This is a genomic window from Streptomyces sp. CB02400 (assembly GCF_001905725.1).
In the GTDB taxonomy this organism is placed as follows: domain Bacteria; phylum Actinomycetota; class Actinomycetes; order Streptomycetales; family Streptomycetaceae; genus Streptomyces; species Streptomyces atrovirens.
In genome coordinates, this window is record NZ_LIWB01000019.1 from 59,270 (window position 1) to 86,009 (window position 26,740).

19 protein-coding genes and 1 tRNA gene are annotated in these 26,740 nt (G+C 71.6%); 15 read left to right on the forward strand and 5 right to left on the reverse strand.

All coding sequences use genetic code 11. The features are described 5' to 3' along the window. The first annotated feature begins 280 nt into the window (after nucleotides 1-280). The 11 genes from AMK33_RS33090 (at nucleotide 281) to AMK33_RS33140 (ending at nucleotide 17,667) form a co-directional block, all read left to right on the forward strand. Entirely contained in the window at nucleotides 281-2,686 is a 2,406-nt protein-coding gene (locus AMK33_RS33090) for a sodium-translocating pyrophosphatase (RefSeq protein ID WP_073936697.1), read from the forward strand. Between the two features lie 193 nt (nucleotides 2,687-2,879). After that, the gene (locus AMK33_RS33095) at nucleotides 2,880-3,470 is read left to right on the forward strand and encodes a small secreted protein (RefSeq protein WP_201263124.1); all 591 of its coding nucleotides are present in this window, start codon (nucleotides 2,880-2,882) and stop codon (nucleotides 3,468-3,470) included. A 36-nt stretch (nucleotides 3,471-3,506) separates the two neighbouring features. Further along, a complete protein-coding gene (locus AMK33_RS33100) occupies nucleotides 3,507-5,036 on the forward strand; it encodes a DUF7059 domain-containing protein (protein ID WP_201263125.1) in 1,530 nt (509 codons plus the stop codon). Nucleotides 5,037-5,364: 328 nt separating this feature from the next. Beyond that, nucleotides 5,365-5,562: a hypothetical protein gene (locus AMK33_RS33105; protein ID WP_073936700.1), complete on the forward strand. Its 198-nt coding sequence runs from the start codon at nucleotides 5,365-5,367 to the stop codon at nucleotides 5,560-5,562. A gap of 246 nt (nucleotides 5,563-5,808) precedes the next feature. Further along, the gene (topA, locus tag AMK33_RS33110) at nucleotides 5,809-8,625 is read left to right on the forward strand and encodes a type I DNA topoisomerase (RefSeq protein WP_073936701.1); all 2,817 of its coding nucleotides are present in this window, start codon (nucleotides 5,809-5,811) and stop codon (nucleotides 8,623-8,625) included. 136 nt (nucleotides 8,626-8,761) lie between these two features. Then, entirely contained in the window at nucleotides 8,762-11,917 is a 3,156-nt protein-coding gene (tmk, locus tag AMK33_RS33115; RefSeq protein ID WP_073936702.1) for a dTMP kinase, read from the forward strand. Between the two features lie 88 nt (nucleotides 11,918-12,005). After that, complete coding sequence (locus tag AMK33_RS33120) at nucleotides 12,006-13,211, forward strand: DNA polymerase III subunit delta' (RefSeq protein ID WP_073936703.1); 1,206 nt, start codon at nucleotides 12,006-12,008, stop codon at nucleotides 13,209-13,211. A gap of 97 nt (nucleotides 13,212-13,308) precedes the next feature. Continuing rightward, on the forward strand, nucleotides 13,309-14,904 hold the full coding sequence (locus AMK33_RS33125) for an alpha/beta hydrolase (protein ID WP_073936704.1): 1,596 nt from the start codon (nucleotides 13,309-13,311) through the stop codon (nucleotides 14,902-14,904). 118 nt (nucleotides 14,905-15,022) lie between these two features. Then, nucleotides 15,023-15,099 (forward strand) — tRNA-Thr (locus AMK33_RS33130). A 349-nt stretch (nucleotides 15,100-15,448) separates the two neighbouring features. Beyond that, a complete protein-coding gene (locus AMK33_RS33135) occupies nucleotides 15,449-16,681 on the forward strand; it encodes an RICIN domain-containing protein (protein ID WP_073936705.1) in 1,233 nt (410 codons plus the stop codon). 92 nt (nucleotides 16,682-16,773) lie between these two features. After that, nucleotides 16,774-17,667: a glycosyltransferase family 2 protein gene (locus tag AMK33_RS33140; RefSeq protein ID WP_073936706.1), complete on the forward strand. Its 894-nt coding sequence runs from the start codon at nucleotides 16,774-16,776 to the stop codon at nucleotides 17,665-17,667. A 41-nt stretch (nucleotides 17,668-17,708) separates the two neighbouring features. On the opposite strand, the gene AMK33_RS33145 is transcribed toward AMK33_RS33140, so the two are convergent. Together AMK33_RS33145 and AMK33_RS33150 are read right to left on the reverse strand one after the other, a co-directional pair. Continuing rightward, a complete protein-coding gene (locus AMK33_RS33145; RefSeq protein WP_073936707.1) occupies nucleotides 17,709-19,400 on the reverse strand; it encodes a bifunctional 3'-5' exonuclease/DNA polymerase in 1,692 nt (563 codons plus the stop codon). Between the two features lie 38 nt (nucleotides 19,401-19,438). Beyond that, complete coding sequence (locus AMK33_RS33150; RefSeq protein ID WP_073936708.1) at nucleotides 19,439-20,188, reverse strand: Clp protease N-terminal domain-containing protein; 750 nt, start codon at nucleotides 20,186-20,188, stop codon at nucleotides 19,439-19,441. 86 nt (nucleotides 20,189-20,274) lie between these two features. Between AMK33_RS33150 and AMK33_RS33155 the strand changes: the two genes are divergently transcribed. Beyond that, nucleotides 20,275-21,402: a DUF2786 domain-containing protein gene (locus AMK33_RS33155; protein ID WP_073936709.1), complete on the forward strand. Its 1,128-nt coding sequence runs from the start codon at nucleotides 20,275-20,277 to the stop codon at nucleotides 21,400-21,402. Here the strand turns inward: AMK33_RS33155 and AMK33_RS33160 are convergent. Together AMK33_RS33160 and AMK33_RS33165 are read right to left on the reverse strand one after the other, a co-directional pair. Continuing rightward, nucleotides 21,399-21,917, reverse strand: coding sequence for a DUF4232 domain-containing protein (locus tag AMK33_RS33160; protein WP_073936710.1), 519 nt, complete (start codon nucleotides 21,915-21,917; stop codon nucleotides 21,399-21,401). The genes AMK33_RS33155 and AMK33_RS33160 overlap by 4 nt on opposite strands. A 79-nt stretch (nucleotides 21,918-21,996) precedes the next feature. Further along, the gene (locus AMK33_RS33165) at nucleotides 21,997-22,536 is read right to left on the reverse strand and encodes a hypothetical protein (RefSeq protein ID WP_073936711.1); all 540 of its coding nucleotides are present in this window, start codon (nucleotides 22,534-22,536) and stop codon (nucleotides 21,997-21,999) included. Between the two features lie 401 nt (nucleotides 22,537-22,937). On the opposite strand from AMK33_RS33165, the gene AMK33_RS33170 reads away from it, so the two are divergent. After that, nucleotides 22,938-23,222, forward strand: a complete 285-nt coding sequence (locus AMK33_RS33170; RefSeq protein WP_030863328.1) for a DUF397 domain-containing protein — start codon at nucleotides 22,938-22,940, stop codon at nucleotides 23,220-23,222. Nucleotides 23,223-23,425: 203 nt separating this feature from the next. Here the strand turns inward: AMK33_RS33170 and AMK33_RS33180 are convergent, their stop codons facing one another. Next, on the reverse strand, nucleotides 23,426-23,923 hold the full coding sequence (locus AMK33_RS33180) for an ATP-binding protein (protein WP_235618267.1): 498 nt from the start codon (nucleotides 23,921-23,923) through the stop codon (nucleotides 23,426-23,428). Nucleotides 23,924-24,321: 398 nt separating this feature from the next. Here AMK33_RS33180 and AMK33_RS33185 point away from each other — a divergent pair, with 398 nt between their 5' ends. Together AMK33_RS33185 and AMK33_RS33190 are read left to right on the forward strand one after the other, a co-directional pair. Beyond that, the gene (locus AMK33_RS33185; RefSeq protein ID WP_073936794.1) at nucleotides 24,322-25,146 is read left to right on the forward strand and encodes a helix-turn-helix domain-containing protein; all 825 of its coding nucleotides are present in this window, start codon (nucleotides 24,322-24,324) and stop codon (nucleotides 25,144-25,146) included. A gap of 108 nt (nucleotides 25,147-25,254) precedes the next feature. Next, entirely contained in the window at nucleotides 25,255-26,715 is a 1,461-nt protein-coding gene (locus AMK33_RS33190; RefSeq protein ID WP_073936714.1) for an aldehyde dehydrogenase family protein, read from the forward strand. Nucleotides 26,716-26,740: the final 25 nt, after the last annotated feature.

The following is a 26,740-nucleotide window of genomic DNA, read 5'->3' on the forward strand; positions in this document are numbered from 1 at the left end:
CCTCATGGGGCCCTTCGTCATGTGCGGGTGTCAGTGCCCGCGCTTACAGTGGTCTCGTGCGGTTGATCGTGTGAATTCGTTCACGACCGGCTGTGCCATGAAAAATGCGATCACGTGAATGCTCCAAAGGCGTTACCGATTTCCGGTCGCCGACCACCGGCGATCATTAGGGAAGAGCGCATGCAAGACATTTACATTTCACGCGCTCTGTTTTGATCAGCTTCCGGTACCTACAATCCCGTCCACATCTTGAGCTCAGCCCAAGCGTCAAGGAGGACGAATGGCGGGGCTTTCCCTCACACAAGAGTCGGGCCAGTCCACATCCCTCGCAGCCGCCGTGCTGACCGACGACAACCGCCTGCTCGTGGTGGTCATCGGCGTCGTCGCGCTGGCGGCGCTGGTGGTCGCCGGAGTCCTGGTGCGCCAGGTTCTCGCGGCCGGCGAGGGCACCGACAGCATGAAGAAGATCGCGGCAGCGGTCCAGGAGGGCGCGAACGCCTACCTGGCCCGCCAGTTGCGCACCCTCGGCGTATTCGCCGTGGTCGTGTTCTTCCTGCTCATGCTGCTGCCCGCGGACGACTGGAATCAGCGTGCCGGACGGTCGGTGTTCTTCTTGATCGGAGCGGCGTTCTCGGCGGCCACCGGCTATATCGGTATGTGGCTCGCCGTGCGCAGCAATGTGCGGGTCGCCGCGGCGGCGCGCGAAGCGACTCCGGCCGAGGGCGAGCCGGAAAAGGATCTCACCGCCGTCTCGCACAAAGCGATGAAGATCGCTTTCCGTACGGGCGGTGTCGTCGGCATGTTCACCGTCGGCCTCGGCCTGCTGGGCGCCTCCTGCGTGGTGCTGGTGTACGCGGCCGACGCCCCGAAGGTGCTCGAGGGGTTCGGTCTCGGGGCCGCGCTGATCGCGATGTTCATGCGGGTCGGCGGCGGCATCTTCACCAAGGCCGCCGACGTCGGCGCCGACCTGGTCGGCAAGGTCGAGCAGGGCATTCCGGAGGACGATCCGCGCAATGCCGCGACCATCGCCGACAACGTGGGCGACAACGTCGGCGACTGCGCGGGCATGGCGGCCGACCTGTTCGAGTCGTACGCCGTGACCCTGGTGGCCGCGCTGATCCTGGGCTCGGCGGCGTTCGGCGACGCCGGGCTCGCCTTCCCGCTGCTGGTGCCCGCCATCGGTGTCCTCACCGCGATGGCCGGCATCTTCGCGGTGGCCCCGAGGCGCGCCGACCGCAGCGGCATGAGCGCGATCAACCGGGGGTTCTTCATCTCCGCGCTGATCTCGCTCGTCATGGTCGCGATCGCCGTGTTCGTCTACCTGCCGTCGTCGTACGCCGACCTCGACGGCGTCACCGACGAGACGATCCTGGGCAAGGACGGCGACCCGCGGATCCTCGCGCTCGTCGCGGTGGCCATCGGCATCGTGCTCGCCGCCCTCATCCAGCAGCTCACCGGCTACTTCACCGAGACCACCCGGCGCCCCGTGCGGGACATCGGCAGGACCTCACTCACCGGCCCGGCCACCGTCGTCCTCTCCGGTATCTCGATCGGTCTCGAATCCGCCGTCTACACAGCCCTGTTGATCGGCCTCGGCGTGTACGGGGCGTTCCTGCTCGGCGGTACGTCGATCATGCTGGCGCTGTTCGCGGTGGCGCTGGCCGGCACCGGACTGCTCACCACGGTCGGTGTGATCGTCGCGATGGACACCTTCGGCCCGGTCTCCGACAACGCGCAGGGCATCGCCGAGATGTCCGGCGACGTGGAGGGCGCGGGCGCCCAGGTGCTCACCAACCTGGACGCGGTCGGCAACACCACCAAGGCCATCACCAAGGGCATCGCGATCGCCACGGCCGTACTGGCGGCGGCGGCGCTGTTCGGCTCGTACCGGGACGCCATCACCACCGGCGCGAGAGACGTGGGTGAGCGGCTCAGCGGTGAGGGAGCGCCGATGAGCCTGATGATGGACATCTCCCAGCCCAACAACCTCGTCGGCCTGATCGCGGGCGCGGCGGTCGTCTTCCTCTTCTCGGGGCTGGCGATCAACGCGGTGTCGCGGTCGGCGGGTTCGGTGGTCTACGAGGTGCGGCGGCAGTTCCGCGAGAAGCCCGGGATCATGGACTACAGCGAGGAGCCGGAGTACGGCAAGGTCGTCGACATCTGCACCAAGGACGCCCTGCGCGAGCTCGCCACGCCCGGACTGCTCGCCGTGATGGCGCCCATCTTCATCGGGTTCACGCTCGGCGTCGGTGCCCTGGGAGCCTTCCTCGCGGGCGCGATCGGCGCGGGCACCCTGATGGCGGTGTTCCTCGCCAACTCCGGTGGCGCATGGGACAACGCGAAGAAACTCGTCGAGGACGGCCACCACGGCGGCAAGGGCAGCGAGGCCCATGCGGCCACCGTCATCGGCGACACCGTCGGCGACCCCTTCAAGGACACCGCCGGACCCGCGATCAACCCCCTGCTGAAGGTGATGAACCTGGTGGCGCTGCTCATCGCGCCCGCGGTCATCAAGTTCTCCTACGGTGCGGACAAGAGCGTCGGGATGCGGGTGCTCATCGCGGTCCTGGCGCTGCTCGTCATAGTCGGCGCGGTGTACGTGTCCAAGCGGCGCGGCATCGCGGTGGAGGACGAGGACGACCCCGAGCCGGAGCCCAAGTCGGCCGATCCGGCGGTGGTTTCCTAGGGCCGGGCGGCGGACACCGGATCAAGGTGAGGGCGGGCGGCGCGTATTGACGCGTCGCACGCCCTCTCCCCGTGCGCGGGGCCCATGCCGTGAGCCTTCTCTCGCGTGGTGCAAATGGCTTCAAAAGTTCCTTACCGGATGTTCGACGGGTGGGTGTAGGCCATCTGGCGTGTATGTTCCGGGGCCGAAGGCCATGGAAGGGACCAATCCGGTGAACAAGAAGCTCGCGGCCGCACTGTCCGGCGGTGCGGTACTGGTACTGGCGCTGACGGGATGCGGCGGCGACGACAACAACGAGAAGCTGGACGCCTGGGCGAAGCAGGTCTGCGACGCGGTGAAGCCGCAGGCCGCCAAGATCAAGTCGGCCAACGCCGCGATCCAGAAGGAGACCTCGGACAACAGCACGCCGGAAGAGGTCCAGAAGGCCGACTCGAAGGCCTTCCAGGACATGTCCGACGCCTACAAGGCGATCGGCGCCGCCGTGAACAAGGCCGGGGCGCCGGACGTCGAGAACGGGGAGAAGAAGCAGACGGACGCGGTCAAGGAGCTCAACGACATCTCCGCGTCGTACGCCTCGCTGAAGAAGCAGGTCGACGGCCTCGACACGGACGACCAGGCGGAGTTCGCCGACGGTCTGAAGGACATCGCCGCCGAGCTGGACAAGCTCGGCAAGAGCGGCAGCGACGCCCTCAGCACGCTGGAGGAGGGCGAGGTCGGCGAGGCCATGTCCCGGCAGGCGAGCTGCCAGACGGCCACCGCGACGGCGGGGGCCACCAAGAGCTGACGCCGCGGGACGCGCCGGGTGAGGGCGGCGGCCACAATGGAGGGCGTGAGTGACGCCAGCCTGCCGCCCCTGCCCTCGTCCGACCGCCCCGAAGCCGCCGCCCGGCTGCGGGACGCGCTGCTCGGAGCCTCCTTCACCGCCGACGGACTGCTCGAACTGCTCGGCGCCCCCGCCTACGCGGCGCTGGCCCGCAGCGAGACCGTGCCCGCCCTGAGGGCCACCCGCGGGGACACGCCGCTGGAGATGCTCGTACGGCTGTTCCTGCTGCAGCAGCCCGTGCCGCACGCGCGCGTGGCCGGCGTACTGCCCGTGGACGTCTGCCTGGAGAGCGGATGGCTGACGCGCGCCGGCGCGGACGAGCTCACCGCGACCGTGGACGTACGGCCGTACGGCGGGCCGGGCGGCGAGGACTGGTTCATCGTGTCCGACCTCGGGTGCGCGGTCGGCGGCGCCGGAGGCATCGGCAGCCGCGACGAGGGTGTCGTGCTCGGCGTCGGCGGGGCGTCCACGACCCTGGCCGGCATCACCGTCCGTACGCCCGTGGCCTCCGCGCTCGATGTCGGCACCGGCTCCGGCATCCAGGCGCTGCACGCAGCCCGGCACGCCACGCGCGTGACGGCCACCGACGTCAACCCGCGCGCCCTGCACATCACCGCGCTCACCCTGGCCCTCTCCGGGGCCCCGGCCGCCGACCTGCGCGAGGGCTCGCTGTTCACGCCGGTCCGGGACGACGAGACGTACGACCTGATCGTGTCCAACCCGCCCTTCGTGATCTCGCCGGGCGCCCGGCTCACCTACCGCGACGGCGGGATGGGCGGGGACGATCTGTGCCGCACGATCGTTCAGGAGGCGGGGGAACGGCTGAACGAGGGCGGGTTCGCGCAGTTCCTCGCCAACTGGCAGCACGTCGAGGGGGAGGACTGGCAGGACAGACTCAGGTCATGGGTGCCCCGCGGGTGCGACGCCTGGATCGTGCAGCGCGAGGTGCAGGACATCACCCAGTACGCCGAACTGTGGCTGCGGGACGCGGGCGACCACCGCGGTGACGAGGCCGAGTACCGGGCGCGGTACGACGCGTGGCTGGACGAGTTCGAGGCGCGCAAGGTGAAGGCGGTCGGCTTCGGCTGGATCGCCCTGCGCAAGTCGGGCTCCGCCGCGGAGTCGATCACGGTGGAGGAGTGGCCGCACCCGGTCGAGCAGCCGCTCGGCGAGACGGTCCGGGCGCACTTCGACCGGATCGACTACCTGCGGACGCACGACGACGCGGCGCTCCTCGAAGCGCGCTTCGCGCTGGCCGCCGAGGTGGTGCAGGAGCAGGTCGGGCTGCCCGGTGCCGAGGACCCGGAGCACGTCGTGCTGCGGCAGAACCGCGGGATGCGCCGGGCCACCAAGGTGGACACGATCGGCGCGGGCTTCGCGGGCGTGTGCGACGGCACCATGGGCGCGGGCCGGATCCTGGACGCCATCGCCCAGCTTCTCGGCGAGGACCCCGTGCTGCTGCGCGACCGCACGCCGGCCCAGATCCGGCTGCTGGTGGAGCAGGGGTTCCTGGAGCCCGTCGGCTGACACGAGCGGCAGCGGGCTCACGGGCCGGCTGCCCCATGGGCACCTCGGCGGGCTCGCGGGCGGGCGGTCTCATGAGGCACCTCGGCGTGCCGCCTCATGAGTCACGTCACTGTCTTCTGCCGCGTCCTTCACGCCGGCCCCAGCCCCCGCTCCGGCTCTTCCACATCGATCCGGAATTTCCGTGAAAGGGCCCCCGGGCCGGTTTCCGGACATTTGATCAGGCCCGTAGCCCTCCCGTTCACCTCCGCTTCGTCTGTCCGCCGCCCGGGCGTGGCAGCGTCCCCCCGAGGCCGGTAGCAGCGGACGGGAAAGAGGGCATCGGGCGACCATGGAGAGCGGACCGGCGATCTTCGCGGGGATGGTGTTCTGCCTGTTCGGAGGCGGATTGCTGGCCTGGACCGTGACCCGCGCGCGGCAGCACCGCCCCGTCGCCCAGGGTGTGAGCCCCGTCGCATCGGCCACCGTCGCGGGACTGGCCGCGATGATCTCCCTGGCCCTCGGTACATGGTGCCTGACCCGCCTGTGAGGAGCGCGGAACCCCAGCAGCTCCCGGTAACCGGTAGATCGCGCTCCGCATAAGCGTGGGCGGAGTCTGGACACTCCGGGCGGCAGGAACGGTGGTAGTCGGGTTACCGTTCGAGTGGCCGTTGCGGGCTTTTCCCGTTTGACACGGGGGCGGGATGTACCGTCACACTCCGCAGCGTCACCATGACCCGACCCCGGGGGAGACCGCCTGGGGAGCCCCAAGCGTCGACCGGAGAGAAGAGCGAAGTTGTCCCCGACCAGCGAGACCGCGAAGGGCGGCCGCCGACTCGTCATCGTCGAGTCGCCTGCCAAGGCGAAGACGATCAAGGGCTATCTCGGCCCTGGCTACATCGTCGAGGCGAGCGTCGGGCACATTCGCGATCTTCCCAACGGCGCCGCCGAGGTGCCGGAGAAGTACACCGGCGAGGTCCGCCGCCTCGGTGTGGACGTCGACCACGACTTCCAGCCGATCTATGTGGTCAACGCGGACAAGCGGGCCCAGGTCAAGAAGCTCAAGGACCTGCTGAAGGAGTCCGACGAGCTCTTCCTCGCCACCGATGAGGACCGCGAGGGCGAGGCCATCGCCTGGCACCTGCAGGAAGTGCTCAAGCCGAAGATCCCGGTCAAGCGGATGGTCTTCCACGAGATCACCAAGGACGCGATCCGCGCGGCCGTGGCCAACCCGCGCCAGCTCAACCAGAAGCTGGTCGACGCCCAGGAGACCCGCCGCATCCTCGACCGCCTCTACGGCTACGAGGTCTCGCCGGTCCTGTGGAAGAAGGTCATGCCCCGGCTGTCCGCCGGCCGCGTCCAGTCCGTCGCCACGAGGCTCGTGGTGGAGCGGGAACGCGAGCGCATGGCTTTCCGTTCTGCTGAGTACTGGGACCTGACGGGCACCTTCGCGACCGGCCGCGCGGGTGACGCGTCGGACCCGTCGTCGCTGGTCGCCCGCCTGCAGACCGTCGACGGCAGGCGGGTCGCGCAGGGCCGCGACTTCGACTCCCTGGGACAACTGAAGAGCGCGAACACCCTCCACCTCGACGAGGCGAACGCCCGCGCCCTGGCCGCCGCCCTGGAGAACACGCGGTTCGCCGTGCGTTCCGTCGAGTCCAAGCCGTACCGCCGCTCGCCGTACGCCCCGTTCCGTACGACGACGATGCAGCAGGAGGCTTCGAGGAAGCTCGGCTTCGGCGCCAAGGCGACCATGCAGGTCGCCCAGAAGCTGTACGAGAACGGCTACATCACCTACATGCGTACGGACTCGACGACCCTGAGCGAGACGGCGGTCGCCGCCGCCCGCGCCCAGGTCACGCAGCTGTACGGCGCCGACTACCTGCCCCCGCAGCCGCGCACCTACGCGGGCAAGGTCAAGAACGCGCAGGAGGCGCACGAGGCGATCCGCCCCTCGGGCGACCGTTTCCGCACGCCCGCCGAGACCGGGCTGACCGGCGACCAGTTCAAGCTCTACGAGCTGATCTGGAAGCGGACCGTCGCCTCGCAGATGAAGGACGCCACCGGCAACTCCGTCACGGTGAGGATCGGCGGCACGGCGGCCGACGGCCGGGACGTCGAGTTCAGCGCGTCCGGCAAGACGATCACCTTCCACGGCTTCCTGAAGGCGTACGTGGAAGGCGCCGACGACCCGAACGCCGAGCTCGACGACCGCGAGCGCCGGCTGCCGCAGGTCGCCGAGGGCGACGCCCTCACCGCCGAGGAGATCACGGTCGACGGGCACGCCACCAAGCCCCCGGCCCGCTACACCGAGGCGTCGCTGGTCAAGGAGCTGGAGGAGCGGGAGATCGGCCGTCCGTCGACGTACGCGTCGATCATCGGCACGATCCTCGACCGCGGCTACGTGTTCAAGAAGGGCACGGCCCTGGTGCCGTCCTTCCTCTCCTTCGCCGTGGTCAACCTGCTGGAGAAGCACTTCGGCCGGCTCGTCGACTACGACTTCACCGCCCGGATGGAGGACGACCTCGACCGCATCGCGCGGGGCGAGGCGCGTGCGGTGCCGTGGCTGAAGCGGTTCTACTTCGGCGAGGGCGCGAGCAACGGTGACGCGGCCGACGCCGGCAACGGCGACGGGGACCACCTCGGCGGCCTCAAGGAGCTGGTGACCGACCTGGGCGCGATCGACGCGCGCGAGGTGTCGTCGTTCCCGGTGGGCAACGGCATCGTGCTGCGGGTCGGGCGCTACGGCCCGTACATCGAGCGCGGCGAGAAGGACACCGAGCAGCACCAGCGCGCCGACATCCCCACGGACCTGGCGCCCGACGAGCTGACCGTCGAGCTCGCCGAGGAGCTGCTCGCCAAGCCGAGCGGCGACTTCGAGCTGGGCACCGACCCGGCGACCGGTCACACGATCGTCGCCAAGGACGGCCGCTACGGCCCGTACGTCACAGAAGTCCTCCCCGAGGGCACCCCGAAGACCGGCAAGAACGCGGTCAAGCCGCGCACCGCCTCCCTCTTCAAGTCGATGTCCCCGGACACGGTGACGCTCGACGAGGCGCTGAAGCTGATGTCGCTGCCGCGTGTGGTCGGGGCCGACGCCGAGGGCCAGGAGATCACCGCGCAGAACGGCCGCTACGGGCCGTATCTGAAGAAGGGCACCGACTCGCGGTCGCTGCAGTCCGAGGAGCAGCTCTTCACGATCACGCTGGAGGAGGCGCTGGCGATCTACGCCCAGCCCAAGCAGCGTGGCCGGGCCGCGGCCAAGCCGCCGCTGAAGGAGCTGGGCACCGACCCGGTCAGCGAGAAGCCGGTCGTGGTGAAGGACGGCCGCTTCGGGCCGTACGTCACCGACGGGGAGACCAACGCGACGCTGCGCTCCGGCGACAGCGTCGAGGAGATCACCCCGGAGCGCGGTTTCGAGCTGCTCGCCGAGAAGCGGGCGAAGGGCCCCGCCAAGAAGACGGTGAAGAAGGCCACCGCCAAGAAGACGGCGGCCAAGAAGGCGCCGGCGAAGAAGACGGCGGCCGCCAAGAAGACCGCGGCGAAGAAGACCACGACCGCGAAGAAGACCGCCGCCAAGAAGGCGACCGCCTCGAACGGCGCGGAGGACTGACCTCTTCTCCGGTCACGCCGGGCGGTCTTCGCCCGGCGTTCGGAATGCGAACGCCCCGACGACACTTCGGAGTCGGGGCGTGTGCATGTCAGGCGCGTCGCGCCGAGCTGTCGGCGCGGGCCGATAGGCTGAACGCATGACGCGAGCCGAGCAGCCAACGGCCCCTCGACCGAACCCCGACGACGCCCTTGTCGCGGACTCCCGCGAGCGTGCCGTCCGCGCCCTGCTGCGCCGACCCCAGCTGAAACGGCTGTGGAGCGCGCAGCTCGTGGGCGGGGTCGGTGACGTCCTCGCCCTCCTGGTGCTGGTCCTCCTGGCCCTGCAGGCGGCGGTCGCCGAGGGGTCCTTCGGTGGCGGCTACCGGGGCGTGGCGTTCGCAGTGGCGACCGTTTTCGGGGTACGCATCCTGGCGACGCTGCTGTTCGGCGCCGTACTCCTCGGCCCGCTCACGTCGCTCACCTCGCAGGACGGGCCGCTGGACCGCCGCTGGACCATGGTCGGCGCGGACGGCCTGCGGGCCGCGCTGCTCATCGTGGCGCCGCTGTGGATCGACTGGACGCCCGAGGACGCGCTGGCCGTGCTCCTCGTCACCGCCTTCGTGACCGGAGTCGCCGAGCGGTTCTGGACGGTGTGCCGGGAGAGCGCCGCGCCCGCCCTGCTGCCCGCCCCGCCCCCGGAGGGCGCGACCGTGCGCCCGCTGCCCGACCACATGGACGCGCTGCGCCGGCTGTCGCTGCGCACGGGCTTCGTGGCGATACCGCTCGCGGCCGTCACACTCGTCGTCGCGGCCCTGTTCAACAACCTGCTCGGCACCGGGATCGACTGGTTCGGCGAACACCGGGCGGCCCTCGCCTCGTACGTCGCGGCCGGACTGTTCGCCGCGTCGCTGTCCGTCCTGACCTTCCTGGAACTGCCCGGCACCCGCACCCCCCGCGCGCGGTCGCCGCTGGAGGGACTGCGCCGCCCGAAGAGCGCCACCGGCTCCGACAAGGGCCGCACCGGCGCGATGCCGCTGCTGGTGCTCGCGTCCGCGTCCGTCGCCGCCGCCGTGTCGGCCGCCGTCGCCGTGTCGGTGCTGCACGCCAAGGACCTGGGCGGCGGACCCGTGCTGTACGGCCTGCTGGTGGGCGCGCTGACCGGCGGTGTCGTCGTCGGCATCCGTACGGCGCCCGCCCTGCTGCCGGCCCTGTCCCGGCGCCGGCTGCTCGCGCTCGCCCTCGCCTTCACGGGCGTCGCGCTGCTGGCCGCCGGACTCGTCCCTGACGTCACCAGCGTGGTGCTGATCATGGCGCTGGCCGGTGTCGGCGCGGGACTCGCCGCCAACACCGGGCACACGCTCCTCGACCAGGAGGCCGAGGACCAGCGGCGGGCCCGTACGACCGAGCACCTGCACGCGGTGGTCCGGGTCTTCGTGGCGCTCGGCGCGGTGATCGCCCCGCTGGTCGCCGCGGCCATCGGGCCGCACCGGCTGGAGACCGGCCGGTTCGTCTTCGCGCACGGCGGCGCCGCCTTCACGCTGATGCTGGTCGGCGCACTGCTGCTGCCGGTGGCCGCGCTGGTGCTGGCCAAGGTCGACGACCGCTCCGGCGTCCCGCTGCGGCAGGACCTGCGCGACGCGCTGCTCGGCGGCGCCGACCCGGACCAGACGCCCGCCGCCTCCGGCTTCTTCATCGCCCTGGAGGGCGGCGACGGCGCCGGGAAGTCCACCCAGGCCGAAGCCCTCGCCGAGTGGATCAGGGCCAAGGGCCACGAGGTCGTACTCACCCGCGAACCCGGGGCGACCCCGGTCGGCAAGCGGCTGCGCTCCATCCTGCTGGACGTCTCCAGCGCCGGACTCTCGCACCGCGCGGAGGCACTGCTGTACGCCGCGGACCGCGCGGAGCACATCGACACCGTCGTACGGCCCGCCCTGGAGCGCGGCGCCGTCGTCATCACCGACCGGTACATCGACTCCTCCGTCGCCTACCAGGGCGCCGGGCGCGATCTGTCGCCGACCGAGATCGCCCGCATCAACCGCTGGGCGACCGACGGTCTGGTCCCGAATCTGACGGTGCTGCTGGACGTGGCCCCGGAGACCGCGCGGGAACGCTTCACCGAGGCACCGGACCGGCTGGAGTCGGAGCCCGCCGAGTTCCACGCGCGCGTGCGGGCCGGTTTCCTCACCCTGGCCGCGGCCGACCCCGGCCGCTACCTGGTGGTCGACGCCGGCCAGGAACCGGAGGCGGTCACCACCGTGATCCGGCACCGGCTCGACCAGGTGCTGCCACTGTCCGAGGCCGAGATCCAGGCCCGCGAGGAAGCACGCCGCAAGGCCGAGGAGGAGGCCCGCCGGAAGGCGGAGGAAGAGGCGGCCCGCAAGGCCGAGGAGGAGCGCCTGGAGCGCGAGCGCGAGGAGCAGCTCGCGCGGCTGCGCGCCGAGGAGGAGGAGCGCAAGCGGCGCGAGCTGGAGGAGGCTCAGCGGCGCGAGGCGGAACGGCAGGCGGAGGAGGCCCGGCAGCGGGCCGAGGAAGCACGCCGGCGCGCGGAGGAGGAGCGGCAGCGGTTGCTCGCCGAGGAGAAGGCGCGCGCTGAGGAGGAGGCCCGCCGCAAGGCGGAGGAGGAACGCCGCCGCAAGCAGGCCGAGGAGGAGGCGCGGCTGCGCGCCGAGGCCGAGGCGCTGCGTCTGGAGAAGCAGCGCAAGGCCGAGGAGGCGCTGCTGCGCGCGGAGCAGGCCCGGAGGCTGGCCGAGCAGGCGGCGGCCGCGGCGGAGGCGGGACCGAAGACGACGGTCGTCCCCGATGCCGCGGGCCGGCGAGCGGTTGACGAAGCGGCGACCGTGCCGACGCCGGTGGTGACGCCGACGAACGCGTCGGGCGGGCCGGTCGACGAGACCGCCGTGCTGCCCCGGGTGCCCGAGGAGGACGCCGGGCAGCGGTCCGGCGGTCGGTCCGGGGTGTCCGACGCCGAGGTGACGGCCGAGCTGCCGAAGCCGCCGGTTCCGCCGGGCGCGGCGGACGAGACGGCGGTGCTGCCTCCGGTGCGGGAGGACGGGAGGGGGTCCGAGGACCGGGTGCCGCCGGGCTACTTCCGGGACGAGCGTCCGGCGAGCGGCCCCGAGGACGCCGACGGGCCCGACGACCGCACGCGCGAACTGCCCCAGATCGACCCCGGGGAGCCCCGTCGGCGCCGGCAGCGTTCGGACTGGGCCGAGGAGACCCCGCTGGACGACCTGCCGACGCTGGCCGACGAGCTGCTGGGCCCCCGCGACGGCGAGGACGGCGACGAGGACGGCCGCCGGGGGCGCCGGCGCTGACCGGCCGGTCCGCAGGTGCGGGCGTTGTCAGTGCCCACCCGCACAATGGATCCGGTAAGGCAGACGTGACGGAAGGACGGGCTGACCCATGACCGTGTGGGACGACCTCGTCGGGCAGGAGCGGGTGAGCGAGCGGCTCGACGGCGCCGCCCGCGACGCCGACGCGCTCGTCACCGCCGCGGCGGCCGACGCGCCCCCGCCGGAGGCGTCGAGGATGACGCACGCCTGGCTGTTCACGGGCCCGCCCGGCGCGGGAGTGACACAGACGGCGCGGGCTTTCGCCGCAGCGCTGCAGTGCGTGAGCCCCGACCGGGCACTGGGCGGCGCGCCCGGCTGTGGCTTCTGCGACGGATGCCACACGGCGCTCATCGGCACCCACGCGGACGTCAGCACGGTGGTCGCCATGGGCGCGGAGATCCTCTACAAGCACATGAAGGAGACCGTCCGCAAGTCGTTCACCTCACCCGCGAACGGTCGCTGGCAGATCATCCTCGTCGAGGAGGCCGAGCGGCTGAACGAGAAGTCCGGCAACGCCGTCCTCAAGGCCGTCGAGGAGCCCGCCCCCCGCACTGTCTGGCTGCTGTGCGCCCCCTCGATCGAGGACGTCCTGCCGACGATCCGCTCCCGCTGCCGTCACCTCAACCTGAGCACGCCGTCGGTGGCAGCCGTCGCCGACATGCTCGTCCGGCGTGAGGGCGTCGAGCCGGACGTCGCCGCCGCCGTGGCCCGCGCCACCCAGGGCGACGTCGACCGTGCCCGCCGCCTGGCCACCGACCCGGCCGCCCGCGCACGCCGTGCCTCCGTGCTGAAGCTGCCGCTGCGGGTCGAGGACATCGGTGGCGCGCTCAAGGCGGCCCAGGAGTTGGTCGACGTGGCGGCCGAGGACGCCAAGCAGCTCGCCGAGGAGATGGAGGCCAAGGAGACCGAGGAACTGAAAGCGGCGTTGGGCGCGCCCCAGGGTGGCCGGCTGCCGCGCGGCACGGCAGGCGTGATCAAGGAGCTCGAGGACGATCAGAAACGCCGCAGACGGCGCACGCAGCGCAACACCCTCGACATCGCGCTGAGCGACCTGACCGGCTTCTACCGCGACGTCCTCGCCCTCCAGCTCGGCTCCCGCGTCGCCCTCGCCAACGGTGACGCCGAGGACGTACTGGAGCGCATGGCCCGCGGCAGCTCCCCGGAGTCCACGCTCCGCCGCATCGAGGCGATCGCGGCGTGCGGCAGGGCCCTGGACCGCAATGTGGCCCCGCTGCTCGCGGTGGAGGCGATGACGATGGCCCTCAGAGCGGGCTGACCGGGGGCATCCGCTCAGTGGCTCGACGCGGTAACTCGTACGAGGCACGGCGTGCGCACTGAGCACCCATTCCGTTGCACACGGTTACGCTCGCAGTATGCACACAAGGCGCACCCACCGCGGGACCCGTACCGGAACCGGAGTCGCTCTGCTCGCCGCCGCCGCGCTGCTGGTCTCGGGCTGCTCCTCGGGGAACAGCCCGAGCACGGCCAGTGCGGCGGCGGCGGGGGAGGCGGCGGCAGCCCTCGCCCCTCTGCCCCGCTCCACACCCAAGGCCCTCACGCCGTACTACGGGCAGAAACCGGCCTGGCGCGACTGCGGAGTCCCCGGTTTCCAGTGCGCCACGCTGAAGGTCCCGCTCGACTACGCCGAACCGGCGGCCGGTGACGTGCGCCTCGCCCTCACCCGCAAGAAGGCCACCGGCCCGGGAAAGCGGCTGGGCTCACTGCTGGTGAACCCCGGCGGCCCGGGCGGCTCGGCGGTCGGCTACGTCCAGGCGTACGCCGGGATCGGCTACCCGGCCGACGTGCGCGCCCGTTACGACATGGTGGCCGTCGACCCGCGGGGCGTCGCCCGCAGCGAACCCGTCGAGTGCCTGGACGGGACCGGGATGGACGCGTTCACCCGGACGGACATCACCCCGGACGACGCGAAGGAGACCGGCGCGCTGGTCGCGTCGTACAGGAAGTTCGCCGAGGGCTGCGGGGCGGACGCGCCGAAGCTGCTGCGCCATGTGTCCACCGTCGAGGCGGCCCGGGACATGGACATCGTCCGGGCCGCGCTGGGCGACGAGAAGCTGAACTACGTCGGCGCCTCGTACGGCACCTTCCTCGGCGCGACCTACGCCGGCCTGTTCCCGGACCGGGCGGGCCGGCTCGTCCTGGACGGCGCGATGGACCCCTCGCTGCCCGCGCGCCGGCTCAACCTGGAACAGACGGAGGGCTTCGACACGGCGTTCACCGCCTTCGCCGAGGACTGCGTGCGGCAGGGCGACTGCCCGCTCGGCGGCCGGGGCACCGCCCCCGAGCAGGTCGGCGAGAACCTCAAGGCGTTCTTCGGGAAGCTCGACGCCCGTCCGATCCCCACCGGCGACGCCGACGGCCGCAGGCTCACCGAGTCGCTCGCGACGATCGGCGTGATCGCCGCGATGTACGACGAGGGCGCCTGGCAGCAACTGCGCGAGGCGCTGACGGCCGCGATGAAGGAGAACGACGGCGCCGGACTCCTCCTCCTCTCCGACAGCTACTACGAACGTGACGCGAACGGCGACTACAGCAACCTGATGTTCGCCAACGCGGCCGTGAACTGCCTCGACCTCCCGCCCGCCTTCGACTCCCCGGACGAGGTGCGCAAGGCGCTCCCCGCCTTCGAGAAGGCGTCCCCGGTGTTCGGCGAGGGCCTCGCCTGGGCCTCACTGAACTGCGCGTACTGGCCGGTACGGGCCACGGGCGAGGCCCAGCGCATCGAGGCGAAGGGCGCGGCCCCGATCGTCGTCGTCGGCACCACCCGGGACCCGGCCACCCCGTACCGCTGGGCCGAGGCCCTGGCCGGCCAGCTCTCCTCGGCCCGCCTCCTCACCTACGAGGGCGACGGCCACACCGCCTACGGCCGGGGCAGCGCCTGCATCGACTCCGCGATCAACACCTACCTGCTCGACGGCACCCCGCCGAAGGACGGAAAGCGCTGCTCATAGCCGGTACGACCACCCCCGGAGGCGTACGCTCCGGCCCGCCTCCGGGGCCGGTACGAAGCACCCTCGGAAACTGTGTAGACTTACCGACGTTGCTGATCGCACCATAGGTGCGCAGCGCGCCGCCTTAGCTCAGATGGCCAGAGCAACGCACTCGTAATGCGTAGGTCTCGGGTTCGAATCCCGAAGGCGGCTCCATCTCGAACCGCAGGTCATGTTTATGACCTGCGGTTTTTTGTTTCCTGCCGGTGGCTGTGGCCGTCTCGGTCCGCCGCCTGGAGCGTTGCCACGCCGAGCCGCCGAGCCGCCGAGCCGCCGAGCCGCCGAGCCGCCGAGCCGCCGTGTCGGTACGGCTGTCGGCGTCGCGGCCCGAAGCCTGACCCGTGAGTACGGCGTGCTCGCCGGCCTGTGTCGTCCTACGTTCACCCGATCGAGGTTCGGACGCAACCAACCGTGATCCAGAGTGGGTTGCGTGAGTTTCGAGCCCTTGGTAGGTGCCTGTGATCGACGGGGCCGGGTGGGATGTCATGAGTGAGGAGCAGCGTTTATGCCACGTCAGCACGAACCTCCGGCCGGCGAGGCGACGCCGGCCGTGGCCGTCCGCCGTGCGGTTTCCGTGCCCGCGCCGGGTAATGATCCCGGCGCGGATCTGAGACCGCGCAGCCCTGAGCCCGTTCCTGCCTCCGGCTCCGCTGCCGAGCCGGCCGCCGCCGCTGCCGAGGAGGGACGGCAGCAGGAGCAGAAACAGAAACAGGAGCAGGAACAGCAGCAGCGGCAGGCGGCGGAGCCCGACGGAGCGGAAGCCGAGGCCGCGGCCGGTGTGGTCGCGGCCGGGAACGGCGACAGTGCGAAAGCGGACGGGAACGCGGACGCGGATGCGGACGCGACGGTGCCGGGGCGGCTGCGCGGGCCCATGGTGGCCGCGGCCGCCATCGTCGGGGCGGTGCTGATCTGCGTACCTCTCCTGGTGCTCGGCCTCACCCGTGAAGAGGACCGGACGGTCGAGACGGCTCCCGTCGGCGGAACGACGCTCGACCCCGGTACGTCCGACGACATCCCGGCCGCCGACTACCAGGCCGCGCCCCCGTCACCCTCGGTGTCGCCGAGCGGAGCCAAGTCCGCGTCCGGCTCACCGGCCGAGTCCGAGCCCAAGTCCGAGTTCGAGCCTTCGCCGTCCCGTGCGGCCGAGGTGAAGGCCGCGCCCTCGTCCGGCACCGAGAAGAAGGCCGACGGCGAGGCCGGGAAACCGAAGGCGGAGAAGTCCCCCGCGATCACCGCCCGGCAACTGGCCAACGCCCTCTCCACCCGCGTCAACGCGCAACTCAAGAACGTCGCGACCGGCAAGTGCGCCGATCTGCCCTACTTCGAGAAGGGTTCGGTCGACGGCCCGGTGAGCCAGTACAACTGCCGGCCCACCACCAAGGACAACCAGCTCTGGGACCTGGAGGTGGCCGACGCGGACGGGGGGCCCGGCGGAGCGAGCCTGTTCGTCATCAGGAACCGCAAGGACGGGATGTGCATGGACCTGCCCGACTACGGCAGTGTCGCGGCCGGGACCAAGGTCACCGAGTACCACTGCAGGCCGGCCGCGGACAACCAGCTCTGGTGGCTGGACCCGCGGTCGGGGGGTTACTGGATCCGCAACGCCGCGAGCGATCTGTGCATGAGCGTGGCCGGCGGCGGTTCCGCCGGGAACGACGCCAGGCTCCAGGTGGTGCGGTGCGGCTCGGGGTCGAGCGCGCTGCGCTGGTCCGTCGTCTCCGTGGTCAAGCCCTCCTGAACAATGTCACCGCCCGGCCTACCGCGGGAGGCCATGGCATGAACGGCTAGCATCGCGAACGCAGTCGTCGGCCGGGATGGTGAGGTGAGGACATGGAGACGCCGAGGATCGCCGTCGCCGTGGTGACCATGGGGAACCGGCCCGCTGAGGTGGACGCGTTGCTGGAGTCCGTGGCGAAGCAGGACCTCCCGCCCGCGCGGATCGTCATCGTGGGCAACGGCTGCCCGCTGCCCGAGTTCGCCCGGCGGCTGTCGCTCCCCGGCGAGGTCACCACCGTGGAACTGGAGGAGAACCTCGGCTGTCCCGGCGGGCGGAACGCGGCGATCGCGCGGCTGCGGGAGTTCGGGGACGTGGACGTCGTCGTCGAGCTGGACGACGACGGGCTGCTCGTCGACGCCGATGTGCTGCGCCGCGTAGGGGAGTTGTACGCCGCCGACGAGCGGCTTGGGATCGTCGGCTTCCGGATCGCCGACGAGCTGGGGGAGACCCAGCAGCGGCATGTGCCACGGGTCGGGAAGTCGGATCCGATGCGCGGTGGGTACGTCACCGGGTTCCTCGGCGGCGGGCACGCGCTGCGGATGGTGATGCTGGACGGTATCGGCGACTGGCCCGCCGCGTTCTTCTTCGCGCACGAGGAGACCGACCTCGCCTGGCGGGCCGTCGACGCCGGGTGGCGGATCCTCTACGCGCCCGAACTGCTGCTCCAGCACCCGAAGACCTCCCCCGCCCGGCACGCCATCTACTACCGGGTGAACGCCCGCAACCGGGTGTGGCTGGCCCGGCGGCGGCTCCCGCTCGTGCTCGTCCCCGTCCACCTCGGGGTGTGGATGATGCTCACCCTGGTGCGGAACCGGTCGGCCAGTGGGCTGCGGGCCTGGTTCGGCGGGTTCGTGGAAGGGCTGCGGGAGCCGGCCGGGGAGCGGCGGGCCATGAGCTGGCGGACGGTGTGGCGGCTCACCCGGCTCGGACGGCCACCGGTCGTCTGACCCGACGGGCAGTACGACGAGGGGGCCGGCCGGCGATCCGGTCATTTGGCGTCGGCGTAGCACTCCACCACCGCCGTCGTGAACGGGAACCGCACCGGTGTCTCCCCGAAGGTCAGCCGGCCGGCCAGGTCCGCGGCCCCTCGGATCGCCGCCACCACCGTCTCCGCCTCCTCCTCGGGACAGTGCACGATCACCTCGTCGTGCTGGAAGAAGACCAGCTCGGCCGCCATGCCGCTCAGGGTCTGCCGCAGTGCGGCGAGCAGCAGCAGGGCCCAGTCGGCGGCGCTGCCCTGGACGACGAAGTTGCGGGCGAAGCGGCCACGGGCGCGGGCGTTGGTCGAGGCATAGCCCGGAACCCAGGGGCGGCCTCCATCGGTGGCATCCTCCTCCGCGACCGGGATGCCCGCCTCCTCCACCGCGTCGTCCGTCGTACGGGCGGCCGGCGGGCAGGTGCGGCCCAGCCAGGTCCGTACGAGCCTGCCCTCCTCGCCCGCGCGGGCGGCCTCGTCGACGTAGGCCACCGCCCTGGGGAAGCGGCGGCGGAGCGCGGCGAGGTTCTTCAGGCCGTCGCCGGAGGTCTGGCCGTAGACCGCGCCGAGGACGGCGAGCTTGGCTTGCGAGCGGTCGCCGGAGAAGGCGCGGTCGGACACCGACTGGTACAGGTCGCTCTTCCGGCCGGCCACCTCCATCAGTCCGGGGTCGCGGGAGATCGCCGCCAGTACGCGCGGCTCCATCTGGTCGGCGTCGGCGACGACGAGCCGCCAGCCGGGGTCGGCGACGGCCGCACGGCGGATCACCTTGGGGATCTGCAGGGCGCCCCCGCCGTTGGTGACCCAGCGGCCGGTCACCGTCCCGCCCGCGAGGAACTCGGGCCGGAAGCGGCCGTCGCGCACCCAGTCCTGGAGCCAGGACCAGCCGTGGGCGACCCAGATCCGGTACAGCTTCTTGTACTCGAGCAGCGGTTTGACGGCCGGATGGTCGACGGACTCGATCTCCCAGCGGCGGGTCGAGGTGACCTTGACGCCGGCCTGCGCGAAGGCCTTCACCACATCGGCGGGCAGGTCGGGCCGGACCCGGCGGCCGAAGGCGGCGGACACCTCGTCGGCCAGCTCGGCGAGCCGGCGTGGCTCGCCGCCGCCCGCGTACCGCTCGCCGAGCAGGTCGTGCAGCACCGCGCGGTGCACGTCCGCCCGCCAGGGCAGTCCCGCGCGGTTCATCTCGGCGGCCACCAGCATTCCCGCCGACTCGGCGGCCGTCAGCAGCCGCATCCGGTCCGGGTGCGCGGCCCGGCCGGTCCGCCGCTGCTGCTCGGCGTAGACCGTGAGGAGGTCCGTCAGGGGCAGTCGGACGCCCTGGGGTTCGAAGAGGGAGGACTGGGCGCCCGGTTCGGCATGGCGCTGCGGCGGGTCGGGCGGTACGGGGCCGCCGCGCAGCCGGGCCAGCGCCGCCGCGGCCGAACGGGGTTCCCCGTACCGCCCCTCGTGGCCGAGCAGGAGTGTCTCGGCGGCCTCGATGTCGTAGGCCCGCTCCACTCGCACCCCCGTGGCGAGCAGGCGCGGGTAGACCTCCGCGGTGGACCGCCACACCCACCGCGTGACACCGGGACGGCTCCGTACGGCCTCGGCGGGGTCCGCCTCCCGCAGCACCGGACCGGCGGGCAGCCCGTCCGGACCGAGGGGGGCGACGTCCACGCCACCGTCCTCGGCCGGAGCGAGTGCCCACCGGTCGGCCATGCTGCGAGTGTGGCAGGGGGGTCTGACAACGCCCCCGATCAGCCTTCCTGGCCGGGCTCGTCCTCCGTCCGGGTCTCGACGTACTGCGCCAGCGTCTCGACGACGTACCGCTCGGTGGCGTCCTTGGTGACGCCGAGGCCGCTGAGGAGGCCCTCGCCGTTCTCGTGCTCCAGCAGGGCGAGCAGGATGTGCTCGGTGCCGATGTAGTTGTGGCCGAGGCGGAGGGCCTCGCGGAAGGTGAGTTCCAGGACCTTCTTGGCCGCCGGGTCGAACGGCACCAGTTCGGGGGCGTCCTCGGCGGCCGGCGCGAGCGCCGCGCGGGCGGCCTCGCGGACCGCGTCCACCGTGACGCCCTGCTCGGTGATCGCCTTCACGGCGAGCCCCTGAGGCTCGGCCAGCAGACCCAGGACCAGGTGGGCGGGCAGGAGCTCCGCGTTGTGCGCGGCCTGGGCCTCGTTGTGGGCGGCCATGACCGTGTTGCGGGCACGGGGCGTGTAGCGGTCGAAGCCCTGGCTGGGGTCGAGGTCGTTGCCCTCCTTCGGTACGAAGCGCTTCTGGGCCGCCTGCCGGGTGACGCCCATGCTCTTGCCGATGTCCGTCCAGGAGGCGCCCGAACGCCGGGCCTGGTCCACGAAGTGGCCGATCAGGTGGTCGGCCACGTCGCCGAGGTGCTCACCGGCGAGCACCGCGTCCTGGAGCTGTTCCAGGGGCTCCTCGTGGACCTTCTTGATGGCCGCGATGAGGTCGTCGAGACGTACGGATGACTTGATGGCGGGGTTCGTCGTCATGTGTCAACCGTAGGTTGACAGTCGGGGGGTGTCAACCCGAAGTTGACACTTCCGGGTGAATCCCCGGGACATGGCACGATCGGCCCGTGAGTACGTCCAGCACCGTCGACCGGGCCTTCCGGGCCGCCCTCTACGACACCGACGACACCGCCCTCGACACCGGCGCGTCCCTGCTCGCCGCCGATCCGGCGGCCGACACCGAACTCGCCCGGCGCGGCGAGGAGTTCGTGGCGACCGCCTGGCGGCGCGGCTGGCAGCCCGCCGACCTCGTACGGATCGTCCGGCGCGAGCTGGACGACGTCCACGTGCGGCTCGTCTCCGCGCTGATCCGCGCGCAGGCACTGCGCGACGACCGGCCGCGCGGACCTCGCTGGAAGGCCCAGCTGGACGAGATCGGAACGGACGACGCCCCGCGCGGTGACCGTTTCTCGTACGCCGTGGCCGTCCTGGAGCTGTACCGCCTGCTGCTGCGCCTGCCCGCCCTCGAACCCCTCGACGAGACGGCCGCCGCCCCCGACCCGTCGGACCGGCGGCCGGAGTCCCGTGTGCTCGGCCGCATCCGCGCGCTGCTGGCCAAGGCGGAGGCGACAGGGTTCCCGGACGAGGCGGAGGCGCTCAGCGCCAAGGCGCAGGAGCTGATGGCGCGGCACAGCGTCGACGAGGCGCTGCTCGCCGCGCGGGAGCCCTCGGCCCAGGCGCCGGGTGCCTGCCGGATCGGGGTGGAGCCGCCGTACGAGCAGGCCAAGGCGGTGCTGCTGGACGCGGTCGCCGGCGCGAACCACTGCCGGGCCGTGTGGAACGAACCGCTCGGCTTCTCCACCGTGGTCGGCTTCTCCTCCGACCTGGAGGCGGTGGAACTCCTCTACACCTCACTGCTCGTACAGGCCACCACCGCGATGACCAGGGCGGAGGCCGCGCAGCGCGCGGGCGGACGCAAGCGGACCAAGACCTTCCGACAGTCCTTCCTCGCCGCCTACGCGCACCGCGTGGGGACACGTCTCGCGGCCGTCGCCGAGACCCAGGTGAGCGACGACCTGCTCCCGGTGCTCGCCTCCCGCGCGGTGGCGGTCACCGAGCGGACGGACCGCCTGTTCCCGGAGACGACGACCACCCGGCTGCGCGGGGTGAGCGACGCGGCGGGCTGGGAGGAGGGCGCCCGCGCGGCGGACGACGCCCAGGTCAGGGCACGCCCGCACCTTCCCCGGGAGTTCTAGTCGCCCACCTGCTGGTAGGCGCTCACGGAGATCTTGTGGCCGGTCTGCCCGTCGGCCGCGACCGGGCCGTACGTCCAGCGGAAGGTCCGGGTGCCGGAGAGGTCGACCCGCAGGCTCTCCGCGTCGAAGGCGCCGTCGCCGGGCGTGCCGCGTTCGTAGGTGAGGGTGAAGGACGCGGACTCGCCCTTGGCCAGGGTCAGCTTCTGGGCCTTGGCGCCCTCGGCCGGCGGCACCTCGACGGTGGCGGAATCACCGGCACCGGCCAGCCGCACCTCGGGGAAGCCGTCCAGGGTGCAGGTGGCGCTCTGGTTGGTGAAGCCGACGGGAACCTCGCCGGTGTCCCCGGCGGCCGGCGCGATGCTCGCGGGCCCGACCTCCATGCTCACCGTGTCGACCGAGCAGGCGGCGCTCTCCCGCTTGCCGTCGCCGCCCTCGTCGCCGCCCCCGGTGTCGCAGGCGGCCAGCAGGAGGAGTGCGGTGAGGGCGGCGGGGACGGCGAGCGGCGTGGTGCGCATGAGTGATCCTCTGGGGTTCGTGGAGGTGCCCACCGGTCATCATCACGCACCCGCCACCGGTCCGCCCCGCGGACCGGCCCTAGGAGCCCAGTCCCTCCGTCGGCAGCCCCGTCGGGAGGGAGTCGCCCTCGGCCCTGGTGTACGTCTCGGTGCCGAGGGCGCTCTCCCAGGTGACCTTCAGGGAGTCCTCGCCGACGGAGTCGACCGTGCCGTTCGCCCGGTCCTCGGTGCCCTCACCGCACTTCAGGCGGATCGAGTGGGTCCCGGCCTGCTCCCGCGCGGTGCCACTGCACACGCTGCCGCCGGTGGTGAAGAGGGCGGCGTCCCCGCCGCTGACCATCAGGACCACGGCCTTGCCGTCGGCCGTGGTGAGCCAGCTTCCTTCCAGCTCGCTCGCCGGGGCCGTGCTCGTATCAGAACCCCCGGTGCCGCCGCCGGAGTCCGCGGTCGCCGTGGCGGACGGGGTGGGGCCGGTCGCGGAGTCGTCCGAGTCGTCGGAGCCGTCCCCGCCGCACGCGGTCAGCGCGAGCGCGCCGGCCAGTCCCACGGCCGCCACCGCGACCCGTGCGCGCCGGGAGCGCGACCCGCGCGATGACGGCGATGCGGACGAGTACGTCATCGAAGCCTCCGAAGTCACTGCGACCCCCTGGCTGTGGCCGGCCCCGTCGGCCGGACGACCGCCGCCAGCTAACAGGACCCGCCCGGCACCCCACCAGCCTCCGTGACACACCTCGCACAGCATGTCCACGACGGACGGGCGGACCGGCGCGGGGAATGCGGAGAACACACAAGGGAACACGATGGAACAGAAAGGCCCCCGCGTGCGTCTCTTAGGAAGCGGGGTTCGGTAAAGCGTCCGTCAAAGCGGGCATGGCGCGACCGTCAAGGCTGTAATCGCAGGGACACCCCGCGTGCACGTGCATCTGCTCATGCATCAGCACATGAACAAAGCTATGATCCCGGTCAGTTGACCACTGCATCAATGGCCACACCAGCCAGTGCACCAGCGGGGAGCGACCTGTGGACCACGACGTGTACGACGGTGACGTGTACGACGGTGCCGACGCGCCCGGCGTGTACAACGGCATGGCGGCCACCGGGCTGGACGGTGTGGCCTGGCAGAAGAGCCGGCACAGCAACTCGCAGGGTTCCTGCGTGGAGTTCGCCCGGCTGCCCGGCGGAGAGGTGGCCGTGCGCAACTCCCGTTTCCCCGACGGGCCCGCGCTCGTCTACACCCGGGCGGAGATCGAGGCCATGCTGCTGGGCGTGAAGGACGGCGAGTTCGACCACCTGGTCGCCGGCTGACCGGCCTGCCGGGACGGACGGCGCACCCCCGGTCCGCTCCGAAGGAGACCGGAGCGGTCCGGAGTGGAGCAACGGACCGGAGTGGACCAACGGACCGGAGTGGAGCAACAGACCGGAGCGGACCAACGGACCGGAATGGACCGGAGTTGCTCAGGAGGCGCCAACGCGCGTAGAACCGCGGCGCCCCGAAGCGCCGCGGTCCGTCATCTGCCGGGACGGGGACGGTCGGCGGGGCGCGGCAGCCGGAACAGGGCCCAGACCACCTTGCCGCCGAGCGCGCCGGCCATCGGGTGCCAGCCCCAGCCGTCGCTGAAGGACTCGACCAGGAACAGCCCCCGGCCCGACTCGGCGGAGAAGTCGTCCGACTCGCGGGCGACGGGGCTGTCGTCGCTGGGGTCGCGCACCGCGCACACCAGCCGCTCGGTCCACCGCATCAGATGCAGTCGTACCGGCAGGTCCGGCGCCGCCGACCGAGGGGTGTCGACCGGCAGGCCGTGCCGCAGGGCGTTGGTGACCAACTCGGAGACGACCAGGCATACGTCGTCGAAGCGGTCGCCCAGGTCCCACTGGTCGAGGGTCTTGCGGGTGAACTGCCGGGCCTCACGGACCGCTTCGTAGCGGGCGGGGAGGGCGCAGGAGGAGGCGTCGGAGGCGGCCGCGGGGTTCAGCGGCGGAAGGCCCTGCCGTAACGGCTCGAGCATGGTCGATCCATTCGTCCCCATGCGAGGCACTCCCGGGAATTCGCGGTCGTAGCGAGGCTGCGGTGGTGCGGAGACCATGGTTTCGGATGCGTACAGCAGATGCAAGGGCAGATGCACGTGCAGGTGACCGAAATCCTCCCTGCCGTACTGGTTTGTTGGCCAATTTTTCCGTCATCTTCCTGTCGTCTTCCGGCTGTTCCCTTGCCTCCTCGTGGCTCCTTCCTTCTCCTTCCGTGCCCGTTCCGTGCTCCTTCCCGATCGGTATCCTCGGCCGGATTCCGTTTCCGTAACCGGACGAGTACTGCTCGAAGTGTTTTAGTGGCAGACTGCGGGCCCTGGAGACGTTGGGGAGGCTGGCGAACGTGAGCGCGGGAGAGCCGGGATCGGTGGTGCGGCGCATGCTGCTCGGATCACAACTGCGGCGACTGCGTGAGGCGCGGGGGATCACGCGCGAGGCGGCGGGTTATTCGATCCGCGCCTCCGAATCGAAGATCAGCCGGATGGAGTTGGGCCGGGTGAGCTTCAAGACCAGGGATGTCGAGGACCTGCTGACGCTGTACGGCATCACGGACGAGCAGGAGCGCCTGTCGCTGGTCTCCCTCGCCAAGGAGGCCAATGTGGCGGGCTGGTGGCACAGTTATTCGGACGTGCTGCCGAGCTGGTTCCCCACGTACGTGGGCCTGGAGGGCGCCGCCTCGCTGATCCGGGCGTACGAGGTGCAGTTCGTGCACGGCCTGCTGCAGACCGAGGAGTACGCCCGCGCGGTGGTGCGCCGCGGCATGAAGGGGGCGAGCGAGGAGGACGTCGAGCGGCGGGTGACGCTGCGCCTGGAGCGGCAGAAGTACCTGGTCTCGGAGAACGCCCCCGAGTTCCACGTCGTCCTCGACGAGGCCGCCCTGCGCCGGCCGTACGGCGACCGCGCGGTGATGCGCGGCCAGCTCCAGCACCTCATCGACGTCTCCGAGCGGGCCAACGTCCGGCTGCAGGTCATGCCGTTCAGCCTCGGCGGGCACTCCGGCGAGTCGGGCGCGTTCACCATCCTCAGCTTCCCCGAGTCCGACCTGTCGGACGTCGTGTACCTGGAGCAGCTCACCAGCGCGCTGTATCTCGACAAGGCCGAGGACGTGGCCCAGTACGAGAAGGCGCTCAAGGAGCTCCAGCACGACGGCCCGGGTCCGGCGGAGAGCCGGGACCTTCTGCGGGGGCTGCTGCACATGTCCTGAGGTCACCCTCAACTCACATGAAACACAAGTACGATGACGTCCGATCAGGCCTCGCGGTCGATCAGTGCTCCGCTGATGCAACGACGCAGCAAGGGATTGAGGGATCACATGTCGTCGTACTTCACCGACCTGGCTCAGCAGTACATCGACGGTGAGTGGCGCCCGGGCACCGGCTCCTGGGACATCATCGACTTCAACCCGTACGACGACGAGAAGCTCGCGTCGATCACGATAGCCACGGTCGACGAGGTCGATCAGGCGTACCGGGCGGCCGCCCGCGCGCAGAAGCAGTGGGCGGCGACCAATCCGTACGCCCGCCGCGCGGTGTTCGAGAAGGCGCTCAGGCTCGTCGAGGAGCGCGAGGAGGAGATCTCCGAGGCGATCGTCGCCGAACTCGGCGGCACACGCCTGAAGGCCGCCTTCGAACTGCACCTCGCCAAGGAGTTCCTGCGCGAGGCGGTCCACCTGGCGCTGCGCCCCGAGGGCCGGATCATCCCCTCACCGGTGGACGGCAAGGAGAACCGCGTCTACCGCGTGCCCGTGGGCGTCGTGGGCGTGATCAGCCCCTTCAACTTCCCCTTCCTGCTCTCCCTCAAGTCGGTCGCCCCCGCGCTCGCGCTCGGCAACGGCGTGGTGCTCAAGCCGCACCAGAACACGCCGGTCGTCGGCGGCTCCCTGGTCGCGAAGATCTTCGAGGACGCGGGCCTGCCCGGCGGCCTGCTCAACGTCGTCATCACCGACATCGCGGAGATCGGCGACGCCTTCCTGGAGCACCCGGTACCGAAGGTCATCTCCTTCACCGGCTCGGACGCGGTCGGCCGCCACGTGGCCACCGTCTGCGCATCCCTCTTCAAGCGCTCGGTCCTCGAACTCGGCGGCAACAGCGCGCTGGTGGTCCTCGACGACGCCGACCTCGACTACGCCGTCGACGCGGCCGTCTTCAGCCGGTACGTCCATCAGGGCCAGGTCTGCATGGCCGCCAACCGCGTCCTGGTCGACCGGTCGGTCGCCGACGAGTTCACCGAGAAGTTCGTCGCCAAGGTCAGCTCCCTCAAGGCCGGCGACCCGCGCGACCCGGAGACGGTCATCGGCCCGGTGATCAACTCCCGTCAGGCGGACGCCCTGTCCGGCGTGGTCGAGCAGGCGCTCGCCGAGGGCGCCACCGCCCTGGTGCGCGGCGACCGCACCGACAACCTGGTCGGGCCGTCCGTCCTCACCGGCCTGCCCGCGGACTCGCCCCTGCTGCGGCAGGAGGTCTTCGGGCCCGTCGCCTTCCTCGTCCCGTTCGACGGCGAGGAGGAGGCCGTACGCATCGTCAACGACACCCCGTACGGCCTGAGCGGCGCCGTGCACACCGGTGACGTCGAGCGCGGCGTGAACTTCGCCAAGCAGATCGACACCGGCATGTTCCACGTGAACGACGGCACCGTGCACGACGAGCCGATCGTCCCCTTCGGCGGCGAGAAGCACTCGGGCATCGGCCGGCTGAACGGCGACACCATGCTGGACGCCTTCACCACGGTGAAGTGGATCTCGGTGCAGCACGGCCGGAGCGGCTTCCCGTTCTGAGCGGGCTCCGAGCGGGCAGGGCAGC

Bases quoted from the DNA above. Each gene is read 5' to 3' on its own strand.
- AMK33_RS33090 (WP_073936697.1), top strand. From the start codon at position 281: ATGGCGGGGCTTTCCCTCACACAAGAGTCGGGCCAGTCCACATCCCTC.
- AMK33_RS33095 (WP_201263124.1), top strand. From the start codon at position 2,880: ATGGAAGGGACCAATCCGGTGAACAAGAAGCTCGCGGCCGCACTGTCC.
- AMK33_RS33100 (WP_201263125.1), top strand. From the start codon at position 3,507: ATGGAGGGCGTGAGTGACGCCAGCCTGCCGCCCCTGCCCTCGTCCGAC.
- AMK33_RS33105 (WP_073936700.1), top strand. From the start codon at position 5,365: ATGGAGAGCGGACCGGCGATCTTCGCGGGGATGGTGTTCTGCCTGTTC.
- tmk (WP_073936702.1), top strand. From the start codon at position 8,762: ATGACGCGAGCCGAGCAGCCAACGGCCCCTCGACCGAACCCCGACGAC.
- AMK33_RS33120 (WP_073936703.1), top strand. From the start codon at position 12,006: ATGACCGTGTGGGACGACCTCGTCGGGCAGGAGCGGGTGAGCGAGCGG.
- AMK33_RS33125 (WP_073936704.1), top strand. From the start codon at position 13,309: ATGCACACAAGGCGCACCCACCGCGGGACCCGTACCGGAACCGGAGTC.
- AMK33_RS33135 (WP_073936705.1), top strand. From the start codon at position 15,449: ATGCCACGTCAGCACGAACCTCCGGCCGGCGAGGCGACGCCGGCCGTG.
- AMK33_RS33140 (WP_073936706.1), top strand. From the start codon at position 16,774: ATGGAGACGCCGAGGATCGCCGTCGCCGTGGTGACCATGGGGAACCGG.
- AMK33_RS33145 (WP_073936707.1), bottom strand. From the start codon at position 19,400: ATGGCCGACCGGTGGGCACTCGCTCCGGCCGAGGACGGTGGCGTGGAC.
- AMK33_RS33150 (WP_073936708.1), bottom strand. From the start codon at position 20,188: ATGACGACGAACCCCGCCATCAAGTCATCCGTACGTCTCGACGACCTC.
- AMK33_RS33160 (WP_073936710.1), bottom strand. From the start codon at position 21,917: ATGCGCACCACGCCGCTCGCCGTCCCCGCCGCCCTCACCGCACTCCTC.
- AMK33_RS33165 (WP_073936711.1), bottom strand. From the start codon at position 22,536: ATGACGTACTCGTCCGCATCGCCGTCATCGCGCGGGTCGCGCTCCCGG.
- AMK33_RS33180 (WP_235618267.1), bottom strand. From the start codon at position 23,923: ATGCTCGAGCCGTTACGGCAGGGCCTTCCGCCGCTGAACCCCGCGGCC.
- AMK33_RS33185 (WP_073936794.1), top strand. From the start codon at position 24,322: ATGCTGCTCGGATCACAACTGCGGCGACTGCGTGAGGCGCGGGGGATC.
- AMK33_RS33190 (WP_073936714.1), top strand. From the start codon at position 25,255: ATGTCGTCGTACTTCACCGACCTGGCTCAGCAGTACATCGACGGTGAG.